At 43.7% G+C, this 14,426-nt stretch carries 8 protein-coding genes; 3 read left to right on the top strand and 5 right to left on the bottom strand.

Annotated features, from left to right (window positions below; translation table 11 throughout):
* Positions 1-595 precede the first annotated feature (595 nt).
* From ACTIE0_RS17875 to ACTIE0_RS17865, 3 genes are all read right to left on the bottom strand, one after another.
* Positions 596-2,131, bottom strand: coding sequence for an alanine/glycine:cation symporter family protein (locus ACTIE0_RS17875; protein ID WP_006624836.1), 1,536 nt, complete (start codon positions 2,129-2,131; stop codon positions 596-598).
* A 91-nt stretch (positions 2,132-2,222) separates the two neighbouring features.
* Positions 2,223-2,531, bottom strand: coding sequence for a DUF3593 domain-containing protein (locus ACTIE0_RS17870; RefSeq protein ID WP_006668178.1), 309 nt, complete (start codon positions 2,529-2,531; stop codon positions 2,223-2,225).
* Positions 2,532-2,543: 12 nt separating this feature from the next.
* Complete coding sequence (locus ACTIE0_RS17865) at positions 2,544-2,849, bottom strand: DUF2499 domain-containing protein (RefSeq protein WP_006668179.1); 306 nt, start codon at positions 2,847-2,849, stop codon at positions 2,544-2,546.
* Positions 2,850-2,914: 65 nt separating this feature from the next.
* Here ACTIE0_RS17865 and ACTIE0_RS17860 point away from each other — a divergent pair, with 65 nt between their 5' ends.
* Positions 2,915-8,068 carry an nSTAND1 domain-containing NTPase gene (locus ACTIE0_RS17860; RefSeq protein WP_006668180.1) on the top strand — a complete coding sequence of 1,718 codons (5,154 nt, stop codon included), beginning with the start codon at positions 2,915-2,917 and terminating at the stop codon, positions 8,066-8,068.
* A 247-nt stretch (positions 8,069-8,315) separates the two neighbouring features.
* On the opposite strand, the gene ACTIE0_RS17855 is transcribed toward ACTIE0_RS17860, so the two are convergent.
* On the bottom strand, positions 8,316-8,909 hold the full coding sequence (locus tag ACTIE0_RS17855; RefSeq protein ID WP_006668181.1) for a 4Fe-4S single cluster domain-containing protein: 594 nt from the start codon (positions 8,907-8,909) through the stop codon (positions 8,316-8,318).
* Positions 8,906-9,919, bottom strand: coding sequence for a hypothetical protein (locus ACTIE0_RS17850; protein WP_006668182.1), 1,014 nt, complete (start codon positions 9,917-9,919; stop codon positions 8,906-8,908). Before ACTIE0_RS17850 ends, ACTIE0_RS17855 begins: the two co-directional genes overlap by 4 nt.
* Positions 9,920-10,152: 233 nt before the next feature.
* Here ACTIE0_RS17850 and ACTIE0_RS17845 point away from each other — a divergent pair, with 233 nt between their 5' ends.
* Together ACTIE0_RS17845 and ACTIE0_RS17840 are read left to right on the top strand one after the other, a co-directional pair.
* Entirely contained in the window at positions 10,153-11,661 is a 1,509-nt protein-coding gene (locus ACTIE0_RS17845; protein WP_006668183.1) for a hypothetical protein, read from the top strand.
* A 73-nt stretch (positions 11,662-11,734) separates the two neighbouring features.
* Positions 11,735-14,266 (top strand): AAA family ATPase, encoded by a 2,532-nt coding sequence (locus tag ACTIE0_RS17840; protein WP_006668184.1) that lies wholly within the window; start codon positions 11,735-11,737, stop codon positions 14,264-14,266.
* Positions 14,267-14,426: the final 160 nt, after the last annotated feature.

The following is a 14,426-nucleotide window of genomic DNA, read 5'->3' as shown; positions in this document are numbered from 1 at the left end:
AGTTATGGGGAATGGTTCGAGGCTCCGACCTCTTATCCAGACTCGGGGCTGGCTTCCCCACTAGGAGGTGATTTCAGCCATCACAGCCTTATTTGGTCTCCTAAACATTTCGCACTCTCTACTCCCTGCTATCATGGGGTCATAACTTCCCATTCAAGCAGTTCGTTTGTGACCTGGAGTTCCCTGCCTTGTTTGGGTGTCGAATCCAAACGTCGGGACATATAAACAGTTGTGGGATGGTCAGTGCCTAACCACTTATATCCAACCAAGGGGTTGGAGTCCCCACCAGGCGGTTATTTCGGGTATCTCAACCCTATTTCATGCCTGAACGTCTCGCACCTACAATTATTAATTATCGGCGGTGGGGCGGGTTTATTAATATCGTCCTGGGGATGGATAATTGACGGCGGAACCCGCACCTACAATTATTAATTATCGGCGGTGGGGCGGGTTTATTAATATCGTCCTGGGGATGGATAATTGACGGCGGAACCCGCCCCTACAATTATTAATTATCGGCGGTGGGGCGGGTTTATTAATATCGTCCTGGGGATGGATAATTGACGGCGGAACCCGCCCCTACAATTATTAATTATTAATTATATCGTGCCATATAATCTTTTAAGTCTCTGGCGACTTGGGGACAGAGGAAATAAACCCCCAACAGGTTAGGGAATGCCATTCCTAATAACATTCCATCACTAAAATCAATGACGGGACCAGGGGCGACTATGGCTCCCATAAAAGTAGCCATTAGGAAGAGGATTTTATAGATAATTAAACCCTGCCCTCCGGTGAGATAATCCCAGCAGCGTTCCCCATAATAACTCCAGGATATCATAGTAGAAAAAGCAAAGAAAAAAACAGCGATCGCCAAAATTATGGGGAACCAAGTAATGGAACTGCCAAAAGCGGCGGCGGTCAATTCTGCCCCGGCTCCGGTAGCGCGTAATTGCTCATATTCGGGATTATTATATGCCCCAGTAATTACAATCACTAAAGCGGTCATATTACAAACTACAATAGTATCAATAAAAGGCTCTAAGAGGGAGACAATACCTTCTCGGATAGGTTCATCAGTGCGAGCGGCAGAATGAGCGATCGCGGCTGAACCTAACCCCGCTTCATTAGAAAAAGCCGACCGTCTAAACCCTTGAATAATTACGCCCAAAATCCCGCCCTCAATAGCTTCTGGCTGAAATGCTTGGGAAATAATCACCCAAAAAGCACCAGGGATAGCGGTAAAATTAGTCATTAAAATAAACAGAGAGGCAGTGACATATAAAATACACATAAAAGGGACAATTGTACCAGCGACTTGACCAATGCGGCGGACTCCGCCAATAATGACTAAGCCGACTAATGTTGCTAAAACTGCTCCATATAACCAATTAGGTACAAAGGGAAACACCCGGGAAACCGCGCCAAAGGACTGGTTAGCTTGGAACATATTTGCACCACCCAAGGCGGCGAAAATACAGAAAAAGGAAAAAGCGATCGCCAAAACCCGTCCGAAAATCGGATAATTAATCCTTTTTAAACCTTCTGATAGATAGCGCATCGGGCCACCAGAAATAGTGCCATCTGGGTTAACGACGCGATATTTTTGACCGAGGGTACATTCAACAAACTTACTACTCATTCCAAAAAAGCCACCGACAGTCATCCAGAAGACCGCGCCGGGTCCTCCGACACTAACAGCAATAGCTACGCCGGCAATATTTCCTAAGCCGACAGTAGCGGACAGAGCAGTTGCTAAGGCTTGAAAATGGGAGACTTCCCCGGAATCATTAGGATCATCATATTTTCCCCGCACCACGTCTACAGCGTGTCGGAAGGCGCGGATATTGATAAATCCCATGCGGAAGGTAAAGAAAATTCCCCCAACAATTAGCCATAAAACAATTAGGGGAATTCCCATGTCAATCCCAAAGAGATATTTAAATAGATACCCGGTCCCTGCATCCCAGAATAGGACACCAAATATAACATTGTTGACAAACCAGGCGAAACCATCATTAATAGCCTCAAAGACTGTTTGGCTGCGGCTTTCATCCTGAGCCCAAGCGATGGTAGGAATCAACAAAAACAGTAGGGTATATAGCCAAACCCGTTTTTTAGTTATCCTCATAAATGGTAATGGTTCACAAGACTGGGATGGATACTGAGAGAGTTTTGGGAAGTGAGGGAACAGACCGGAGGGGACTCCTGGGTGGGAACTGTTAACTAGCTTGGGAGTCTTTATCTGAAATTTTGTTAGCGATCGCCTGTCCAAATCCTAATACAATCAGGATATTGGATAGAGTCAAAAACAACTCAGCCCCCCCATGTAGCCAATCAATATTAGCTAAAGATTCGCTGTAGGCGACCTGAGCATAAATAGCGGCGGGAATGGTTACCGCCACAAATACCAAAGTTCCGTAAAATCCGATCAGGGCTAGTAGTGGGGTTATTCCTGAACGGGTAAGGAACCAGAGGAAACCGAGATAAGGAAACAAAGACAGAACAAATAGAGTATCTTTAGAGAACATGGTTAGTAGTTTTTAAGTTTCAAGTGATTTGGAAGTTCGCCAAAGCCACCAGGCGGCAATACACAAGGTAAAATTACCTGTAACGGTCATAGCAGCTTGTAGGGTGACCAGCCATTCTAGGTTCGGGGAGTTATCAAAATAATGCCAGGTACAAGCACACATAGCACTGATCAAGGCTGGTAACATAGCATAAGATAAACCCCACCAGGCTCGATTTTCGGTAATTACGCCGTAACTCCAGATTAGCAAAATGGCAACTATCCATTCAATCACGCTAGAAATATGAATGAGCCAGGTGGGAATTGATAAAGCGTGCATAAGCCAATTGTAAATGAATTTCCAACATTGTCGATAATCATCCTAAGTTTATAGGTAACAGACAAATGAGTGTGCATCCGATTAAAGATACGATCGCTCTGAATGAGACCCAACTTAATACATTAAGCAGAACCCTGAGATTATCTGAGGGACAGTTTACTCTGTTGTTGGTGCGTTGTAACTATACCAATTTGCGATCGTCAATGGTACAACAACTGCGGCAGAAATTTCCTTTACCCATTCGCGAGCTATATCTTCAGCCATCAATACAGAACTTGTATGGTGCTATTCAAGGGGAATTAGGTCAGGGGGAAGAACCAGCGGCGCTTATGGTCTACGGCTTGGAGTCTGTGAACAGTCTTGATGAAGTCTTAGACGCGACCAATTTTGCGAGGGAGTCTTTTCGGAACTTGGAATTTCCCCTAGTGTTATGGGTTGATGACAAAACCTGGCAAAGAATGAACCGCCGCGCTCAGGATTTTACCAGTTGGGCGACTACTTATGAATTTGTCTTAGGAACTCAAGAGTTATTGGAATTTTTGGAGGCTAAAACCCAAAGGGTCTTTGGGGAAGTTCAGAAATTTGGGTCGCTGCAATTTGTCCCCAATACCAAGATTTTGGGGACGGGTTCTCGGTCAGAAATAGAGTTGGCTTATCAAGACTTAAAACAAAGATTAACTAAGTTACCCACAGAATTGGAAGGGAGTTTACAATTTTTATTTGCTCGTTATTGTTATGCCAAAAATGACATCAATTCAGCCATCAAAAAGTATCACGAAAGTCTGAAATTGTGGCGGAATAGTTCCCATAAACCTCCTAATTTTCACCATGATTTAACTCATTTAGAATGGCAAGGATTGATATTATTTCATATAGGATTATGCGAGATTTATCAAGCTGACCAAAATCGTTGTGGTACAGGAAAAAAAGAATGGGAACGAGCCCAACAACATCTACAGCAATCTATTCAAAGGTTTGAAATTGCTCAACGCCAGGATTTGGTGGCTAAGTTTATTAATAAATTAGGGGAGGTTCTCAGTCAATTAGAACAGTGGGATGAGTTATGGGAATTGGCGATCGCCTCTCGGAAACTCCATCAATCTCCTGGTGAATTCAATCAGATTTTATTGGCTCAGGATTATGGATTTTTAGCAGAAGTTTCTCTGCATCGTTCTCAGTGGAATTATAGTAAAGAATTGGCTGAGGTGGCTTTAGATGTATTGATGCGGGCTAATGTTTCGGAGGCGATCAACTCTTCAATTTGTAATCAGCATCAGGGTCGTTTTCTGTGGCTATTAGCTGAATCTTTAGAAAAATTGAGTCAGCCGACTGTGGCAATTCAAAAATTAGAATGGGCGAAAAAAGCGACGATCGCCCAATATAATCCCCGGCTATATCTAGCGATTTTAGAAACTTTAAGGCGGCTATATTTTGACCTGGGCAATTACCGAGAATCTTTTGAGATTAAGGGAGAATATCGCCGCAAATCTAGCACTTTTGGCTATACGGCATTTATTGGCGCTGGTCGCTTGCAGATTCGCGAACGAGCCATTAATCTTAGTTTAACAGATGCTGATTATGGCTATTGTGCGGATGAAATCCAGACTTCTGGACGGGAAAAAGATATCGAAAATCTCCTGGCTCGCATGGCGAGTCCTCAGCATAAACTCACGGTTATTTATGGGCAATCAGGAGTTGGTAAAAGTTCCTTATTACGAGCAGGTTTAGTTCCTTCTCTGCAAGTTAAGCCTATCGAAGCGCGTCAAGTAGTACCTGTGGTTATTCGCAACTATAAGGCTTATATCAGAGAACTAGATCGGCAACTATCTGGTCTTCAAGAATCAGAAATAGAACCAGAAACCGATGTTGGGTTTCACCCAACCTACCTGGCTGCTGTTGGGTTTCACCCAACCTACCTGGCTGAAAAGGCTGTTAATAGCGGTTATCCTGAATTAACTAAAGCTGACGAAGGGGAGCAAAAATTTCTGATTAACCACATTTTAGAAACCTTGAAACACCATTCAGTTAGTCATCGGTTAACTGTGCTAATATTTGACCAATTTGAGGAGTTATTTTTTGTTTTAAATAAAAGCGATCGCCAGATATTTTTTAAATTATTACAGCAAGTTTTAAAAATTCCCTTTGTCAAAGTTATCTTATCCCTGCGAGAAGATTATCTGCATCATTTATTAGAGGCTTCTCGTCTGACTAACTTCGAGGAAATTGGCAACGATATTTTAAGTAAAGATATCCTATTTTATGTGGGCAACTTTAGCCGGGAAGAAGCATATAATGTGATTAAGAGTCTGACCGATAGTTCCCGGTTTTATTTAGAAGATGCTCTAATTAAAGCATTAGTCAATGATTTATCCACCGAATTAGAAGAAGTGCGACCCATTGAAATGCAAGTAGTGGGAGCGCAACTGCAAACCGAAAATATCACGACATTAGCAGAATATCAAAAACGCGGACCCATGCAAAAGCTGGTCGAACGTTTTTTGGAAGTGACCATAAAAGACTGTGGCGCGGAAAATGAGACGATCGCCAGACTAATGCTATACCTATTAACAGATGAAAATGACACCCGACCCCTAAGAACCCGTGCGGAACTTTCGGAAGAATTAAAAGACCGACTTAAATTATCATCAGTTACCGTTGAACTCGACTTGATTTTAGATATCTTTGAACAATCAGGCTTAGTGTTCCGAGTAGTAGAATATGATAGCGAATTTTATCAACTCGTCCATGATTATCTCGCGGGTTTTATTCGTCAACAACATCGCTTAGATCGCGATGCGGAGTTTGAACAACTCCAAGAAGAAAATGAGCAGATGCGACGGGAAAGAGAGTTAAATCAACGACTACAAGAAGCTCAAGCCAAACAACATGAAGCGGAGGAAAAATTAAAGCGACAACGCAGAAACTGGAGCATGATTGGCGCGGGGGTCTGTCTTTTCGTTTTGGCTATTGGCGTTTGGGAAGTGCAAAAATGGCAGCGCAATTCTGCCGATCGCCTCGCTGCGTTGAAATCCGTAGAACGCGCCTTGAGACTATCTGACCAAAACAATCAAATCGAGATTTTACTAACAACTTTAAGACTCAGTAAAGACATTGAAGACACCAACCCCACCGAGCAACAAAAACTTGAGGTAACATCTGGTTTACGGGAAGTTATATCTAATATTCAAGAAAAAAACCGCCTACAGGGACATACTAGCAGTGTTCTGGGGGTGGCGGTTAGTCCTGATGGGAATTTAATTGCTACAGCCAGTAATGATCATACGGCTAAGGTCTGGCGTATTGATGGTTTATGGTTACAGGACTTACCCCATCAAAATAGTGTCACCAGTATTAGCTTTAGTGAAGATAGTAAATTTCTGGGGACTACTACCGCCGATAATCAGGTAACAATTTGGGTCTGGGATGAACAACAAGAAAAATTCCAATATCTGCATAACTTAGTAGGTCATGAAGCCTTAGTTACCCGTGTTAAATTTAGTCCCCAAGGGGATTTAATCGCTACCTCTAGTAATGACAATACTATTCGCCTGTGGCGACCTGATGGGACGATGATTCGTGTCTTAGAAGGTCACACCGATAGAGTGTTAGATGTAGAGTTTAATTCCGATGGACAAAAACTAGCTAGTGCGGGTAAAGATAAAACTATCCGACTCTGGAACCGGGAAGGAGACCTATTAGCCACTTTGACCGGACACTGTGAGGGTATTGCTTCGGACTCTTTTGATTACTGCAATATTCATGATGTCAGTTTTAACCCCAAAAATGATAACATTCTGGTTTCCGGTAGTAGCGATCGCACTCTGAAAATTTGGGATTTGGAACAACAACGGGAAATCCGCACCCTCAAAGGACATAATGAGGAAGTTTTGACAGTCTTATTTAGTCCAGATGGGGAAGTAATTGCTAGTGGAAGTCGTGATGATACGGTGAAAATTTGGGGGTTACCAGATGGGAGTTTATTAAATACTTTAGTAGGTCATCAAAATGATGTTTGGTCGGTGGCATTTACCCCCGATAGTAAAACCATTGTTTCCGCTAGTGCAGATACTAGCGTTAAACTCTGGAGTCGCACCTATACACCAGAGGCGAAAAGGGTAATTCCAGCCAGTGATGCAGCTATTTGGAGCCTCAGCTTTACTCCCGACAGCCTGGGAATAGCTACAGCGGGTAATGATAGCTTAGTCAAAATGTGGGAGATTAATCAAGGTGATCAGCCTGCGTTATTGTGGCAATTAGAAGGTTTAGGACAGCCTAGGGATCTCAATTGGGTTACTGTCAGTCCTCAAAAATATCAGCCTCTGGTCGCCACGGGAGGTGCAGATAATACTATCAAATTATGGACTACCGATGGTGAAGCGATCGCCACTCTGACGGGTCACACTGAACCAGTAAACGCGATCGCATTTAGTCCCACACAAAATATCTTAGCTTCCGCTAGTTCTGATAAAAACGTGATGATCTGGGATGACGATGGTCAATTAATTCAAACTCTGAGTATTCCCGCTTTTCCTAATGATGGTATTGTCAGCGATATCCAGTTTAATGCTGATGGTACTATCTTGGCGGTAGCTATCGGTAATGAAATGGCTATCAGGGCAACCAATGAACTCTATGGGGTGGTATTATGGCGTAAACAAGGAGATAGTTGGATTTCCTATCCGAGTATCCCATTAGATGAAAGTGTCAATAATATCGCTTTTTCTCCTGAATTGGGAACACTGGCGATCGCATCTGGTAAAAATGTTAAACTATGGTCTCGTAATGGTACTCCTAGACCTGATTCTTGTCCCATGACCGCTTTGGCTACGGTTCGCAGTCTCAGCTTTAGTCCAGATGGTCAAATTTTAGCTACCGCTAGTGATGATAAAAAAGTCCGATTATGGGCGGTTAAACGCGATCGCGATAAACTCTGGCCTGCTGATGGTTGTCATGGCATTGACAGCGTAATTGAACCCATTACTACCATTAATCATAATGTCTTTGTTAACCGCATTGCTTTTAGTCCAGATGGTCAAACTTTAGCGATCGCCAAAGACAATGGTAAATTAATATTATGGAGTATGGATAACCTCAGTCTTGATAGTTTGATTAGTCGCAGTTGCACCTGGTTACATAATTATCTACAAACTAATCAAAATGTGCTACCCTCCGATCAGAAACTCTGTAACTTGACTTACCCCCAAATTACCCGCCGCTAAACTACCTCAATCTGTATGTTAACTTTTGTAACAAAAAGTTAAGAAATGTAAAAATTTTTTTGAGGGGGGATTGCTTTTTTGCTTGACTTCGGTTACAATTTTATATAATGGGAATGTAGACATTTTTTTATTTTAAGACAAATTTCCATTATGAAACCATACATTAATATCTTAGCATTAGTTTCCGGTGCTTGTCAACCCTCAGACCCAGGGCGGGCCGCAAAAAATTTTTTTTGTTTAGGAAATCCTAGAGTTTTACAGCCTGTTTAAAATCCTCCCTAAACCCGTGAGGCGGAACCCCAACCATTAACGCAGAATCATTGCGGATATGGAGTTCAACGTCCCGTTTTCTAGTGGTAAATAATGCCGATTGTGGGAGGTGGCGGGGGGTGAGAAAGTGAATATTTTGGTTAGATGAACCACGCCAGCCTTGGTTATCATTCAGCGAGGCGATATATTGTCCGTCAATGAGAACATCAATTAATTCTAGTAGGGGGATGATATCGGCTTTGGTGCGAATTTCGTCCAGGGTAAATCCTGTATAACATATAATCGAAATATCCCGATGGTTTCGCAGGTGTTGAAACAGTTTTGTTAAAGCGATCGCCTGTAGCATAGGTTCGCCGCCAGAAACAGTGATACCGTCTAAATTTGGCTGAGATAAAATCAGATTTCCCAGTTTTTCCGGGTCAATTAATGTCGCTTGAGTTTGGGGTATCCACTCCGGGGAAATGCAGCCGGGACAGTTAAAGCTGCAACCTTGTACCCAGATGACAAAGCGGTTTCCGGGGCCGAGGGTGCGGGTGTGGGGGCAAATTTCAGCAATGTTTAAGAGAGTCATGAGGAAAAGTTAAGGGTGAGTTTTTGGTGTTTTTCGGCGTGGTGTTTTTGGAGGGTCGCCAATTGGCGATCAAGGTCTTCCAGTTGGGTTTTTATTTGTGCTAAAATCGGGTCAATTTCTCTGTGGTTGACCGGGAGATATTGGCAAAGTTGACGATCGCGATCGTAATGGTGGCTGAGGTCGTCCCGAATAGTGACGGCTTGTTTTTGGTATTGGTTACAGTCAGCGATCGCTTTTTTCAGTTCATTTTGTAGGCGGTCAAATTCCGCTTTTTCTTGTTGCAATTCTGCCAGGGTATCTGATAAAATATGGTTGAGTTTATCCCGTTCCGTTTGGGTAAGTGTTATCAATTCCGTGGCGATTTCCTTCGTCTCGATTTCCCGTTGATTTTGGCATCCTCGCAGTCTTTGAATTTCCGCTTCTAGGCGGGTTTGCTGTGCCGTGAGTTGGTCCTGTTGCTGTTGGAGGGTTTCCAGTTCTTGATATTGGGGTTGGAGGGTTTGCGATCGCTTTTCGATGTCTTGGCGTAGTTGGTCTAGGTCGGTATTTTGTAGTTCGGTTTCTATATGCTTTAATTGAGTCGCCAGGCTGTTTAATCGTGCCAATTCTGCCGCCGCCTCTTTTAACTGATTTTCCTGACTAAAAAGCTGATTAGCTGCCGCCAACAGTTCCGAAGTTTCTCCAGATATTTCCGCTAATTTGTGGGAGTTATTTTCCAGCTTTTCCGTCAGCTTGGGGGGGATATTTAGGGTGGCAAAATGAGGTTGCCAGGTATCCAGCAGAGAGAGTTGTTGTCTGAGAGTTTGGGAGAGAGCGATCGCCCAAGCGTCCAGAGTATCCGGGTCCGAATTAGCCAGGTTTTCCAACACTTCTGGGGGGTAGAGATTTCCCCATAATTCTAGAGCGATTTGCACCAGTTTAAAAGGTAGGTCAATATAATCATAATCCAACACATCCTGATCCGGCAATCTCTGGGCAATTTTAATTAAGGCTGCGATTTGTTCTTCCATAGTCAAGCATTCTCATAACTTGGGCGGTAGGCGAGTCCAGAAACTGATCAATTTTGCCAACTATTACCCCAAAGGGGAGGGAGACTTAAATCTGGCTGGGGTGAGACTCAAACAACCCCGTTGGCGGACGACCATAAAGTTAAGTAATTTTACGGTGTTTGATTTCCCCGAAAAACATTATACTACACAATAGGAATTAAAATCAACCATTACTAACAAAATAGGAGCCATCAATGAGTGGTGAAAAACGACGGTATGTTCAGGTTGAGGATCAGGAGTTGCGGCGACTGCGGGAACAGGAGTCCAGGTTGCGATCGCTACAACAGGATCTCCCGGAAAGGTTAAACGCCGTTCAACAGCAAGCCCAGCGGGAGTTTCAGCAACGTCTCGCCCCCCTGGAACAGCGAACCCAACGCCAGCAACAAGAAATTAGCGGACTGCGAACCGGAATTAAAGACTTGGAAACCCAGACCAACCTACGACTACAAAATCAGCGGCGGGAATTTCAGCAGAGTATCCGAGAGTCGGAGTATCGTCAACAACAGCAATTACAACAGGAAGTCGGACGGCTAGAGTCTTCTATGCGGGAGGGCTTTACTCAGCAGCGACGGGAATATTTAGGATTGTTAAATAGTCAACGCCAGGAGTATCTGAATTTATTTGAACAACAGGACCAAAAATTTAGTCACCTGATAGCTGAGGAGCGACAAGCCAGACAACAAGGACAACAAATCCTTCAGCAACAGATTAATCAAGTAGTTGAGAATTTGGAGGCGGAAAGTCAGCGGAAACAACAGTTAGCAGTTGATTATTTTGCCGATGTTGACCAGGTTTGGAAACAGATTGATCGCGATTATCAACACCAACGTTTTGCACCGGGTAAATTAGCCGATTTACGTCGGGATTTAGACCTAGCAAATAGCAATATTCAAGCGGGGGTTTTTGAAGCTGCGATCGCCACCTGTCAGCAAACCTATCTCAAACTAGCAGACCTGCGGCTGGAACTGGAACAAAAACAGCAGGAATGGCTATTTTATTATCAGGCGAGTTTAACTGATTTACGCAGTTTAATTACCGAGGTACAAACTCACCGGGAATGTGAAGTAGAAGTCGGACAGGGAAGTGATGCGGAAACCTTCAAATGTGAGGTTGACTACTGGACAAATGGGCGACTAAGCGAGTATGAAAACCAACTCAATCAGTTAGAATCGCAACTGGTGGAAGGGGAAGCCACCCTCACCACGGAACAGATTAAAAATATCGGCGAAAACATTAATCAATTGCAGCCTATTTTAGGGGAAATTCTCGAACAGGCGAGATGCTCGATTTTAAACTCTCAATTGCGGGTAGAAATTGCCGATCGCATTATCGAAACTCTCGAGAATATCGGTTATAGCCTGATTGATGATACCTACGAGGGAGAAGACCAACGCAACGCCTTTGTAGTTAAGGTGAAAAATGTGGCTGGGGATGAGGTCGTCACCGTGATTAGTCCTGAGTCAGAATTTGGGGCTAATTCGGTTTCAATTAATAGTTTTAGTGCGACTTTAATCGACGAACAAGCTACCAGCCAAAATGCAGAAGCGATTTTTCATATCTTGAATGAAGCTGGCGTTCAAGGTGTGGGTGATATAGAATGTAAAGAACAGGCGAACAGTCAATATCAGGATATTGATGCAGTCAAAACGCGAGTCAAAAAGCCATCTGTTCAGTCACCCCAGCCGAAACCTTCTGTTTCTTAACTCTCCATTTCTGACCCCTTCTCTCAAGGGTGGGGAGGGGTTAGAATAGATGTCATAATAATAGTATCAAATTATGGTTGAACGAATTACCGAGCAATTGAATCTCCAAACAGGCGATCGCTTTCTGGTTTTGTACGGAACCAATAGCGGAGATGGCTTTTTTACTGACGATTTATTATTGTCAGATATCGAACAGGTTTTGCATCGCTATTTACTAACCCAAGGCTTTAATCGTATCGTGTTCTATTCGGGAGTGAATAAGCTGTATTTTCTCGATTCTCAATCACTCCAAAACGCCAGGGAACAGCCGACAACCTCGCCGCCACCTTCCCCGTCCGAAATGCGAACAAAAAGCGGCGGTCCTTTGGGGAAACGCCGTGGCTTATTGAGACGAGAAACCCCTCCCGAACCGGAACCCCAACCCTCAGCAAATCGCCGTCCTGTGATGTCTGATATTCCATGTATCGGCTATTTTGAACACTTCATGAAAGATACCCGCTATCAAAGTGCGATTATCTTTTCTGACGTGGAGGATTTGCGGATGTTTGAAAACCCGCGAGAACTGTTTGGGCGGATGGTCACTTGGGGAAGACTCCCCCCGACCAACCGCAATTTATGTGTGTTTATTTCCCACCATCATAGTTTACAACAGTTTCAAGATTTTTGCAACCATACAGGCTTTACTTATTTGGGAAATTGGCTGCAAAACATGAGCGATCGCCAATTTAATTTAGTGCGGGTGTCTACCCCCACCGAACCGGAGTTAGAAAGTCTGTGGGATTATTTTAGACTGGTTCACCAAAAACCGATAAATTGGAGCGATCGCCGCCGTTTAATCTCGGCTATGGCTGCCGAAAATCAACCCCTAAAGACATGGTATCATCGCTTAAATTCTGTGGCGGAATTATCCTTAAAAGTCGCCAAACAAAACCAGTGGTTATCGGGGGATGTCAGCGATATACCCGCCTTAAAACGCTTACATAACTTGGTAGGTTTACAGAATGTTAAAACCGCCATCAACCAAAAAATCCTGTCATTATCTAAAGCTCAACAACGGCAACAACAAGGCATCAATACCGACCCCCCTAGACTGCATTTAGTATTCAAAGGAAACCCCGGAACCGGGAAAACCACCGTGGCGAGATTAATGGGGGAAATTTATCGAGATTTAGGGTTATTGCGGCGGGGTCATGTAGTAGAAATTGGCGGGCGAGATTTGGTGGCGGGATATGTGGGACAAACAGCAATTTTAACTAATGAAACAGTGGATCGGGCTTTAAATGGGGTATTGTTTATTGATGAGGCTTATACCCTCACTGAAGGGGGCGAAAATGACTGGGGAAGGGAGGCGATTGATACCCTGTTAAAACGCATGGAAGATGAACGGGGAAGGCTGGCGGTAATTGTAGCCGGATACCCGGAACTTATGGATAATTTTATCACATCTAACCCAGGTTTACAAAGTCGTTTTGCCACAGAAATTATTTTCGATGATTATCAACCCTCCGAATTATTAACCATTTTCCGTCAACAGGTACAACGGGTTAAAAGTGCGATCGCTCCCGATTTAGAACCGCGTCTGGAGAACTTGTTCACCCAGATTTATGATAACCGAGACCGCAATTTTGGCAACGCCAGAGAGGTGGAAAAGTTATTTAATCTCATGGATGATTGTCACAGCGATCGCGTAATGAAACAGGGTTTAAATACCCTGACCGAACCCTTAAAAGTGGAGGATTTACCGCCAGTTTATCGGGAACTCTCCCAACGGGGAACCGCCGACGCAGAGAACCTAGAAAAACTCCTCGCCGAATTAGAAAACTTGACCGGGTTAGACTCGGTTAAACAGGATATCAAACAATTAATTAACACCCAAGCCGCGAATCAAAAATTAGCCAGTTTAGGGATGTTAGCCAGTAATGAAATCGAAACCCGTCATTTATTATTTACTGGAAATCCCGGCACCGGAAAAACCACCGTCGCTCGTTTAATTGGCGAAATTTATCGAGCCTTGGGACTGTTAAAAAAGGGTCAATTTGTGGAAGTAGAGCGCAAAAAATTAGTCGGACAATATGTCGGACATACCGCCGAAAAAACCGCCCAGGTGATTGAATCCGCCGTGGATGGGGTATTATTTATTGATGAAGCCTACTCCTTATCTCGTGGGGGAGATAGCCGAGATTTTGGACAGGAGGCGATCGATACTTTGGTTCCCATGATGGAAAATTATCGCGATCGCCTGGTGGTAATTTTAGCCGGATATTCGCGGGAAATGGCAGAGTTTCTCGACAGCAACTCCGGCTTAAAATCTCGCATTGCAAAAAAAATCGATTTTCCCGATTATAACGGTGCCGAAATGCACAGTATTTTTCTGGGAATGTGTCGGGAAAGCGGGCGAATTTGTCCCGATGATGTATCCACGCGGGTCAGGTCAATTATGGATTTTGCCTATCAAAATAGGGATGCAAATTTTGGCAATGGTCGCGATGTCCGCAATTTTTATGAACGGATGGTCAACAACTTAAAAAATCGCATCGTCCGGGACGAATTAAACGGGGAGGATATGATCACATTTACCTGTGAGGATATCTCCAGTTGGGAGTAGCGTTAATGAAATGTCAACACCATTGACCTACGAAGGAGTAGGGTGCGTTAATGAAATGTAACGCACCGTTGACCATTACAATGTTAATGAAATGTCAACACCATTGACCTACGAAGGAGTAGGGTGCGTTAATGAAATGTAACGCACCGTTGACCATTAC

It is taken from the genome of Limnospira sp., assembly GCF_051859755.1.
In the GTDB taxonomy this organism is placed as follows: Bacteria; Cyanobacteriota; Cyanobacteriia; order Cyanobacteriales; family Microcoleaceae; genus Limnospira; species Limnospira fusiformis.
The sequence above is the reverse complement of the archived record's forward strand: the minus strand, read 5'-3'. Positions and strand labels throughout refer to the sequence as shown.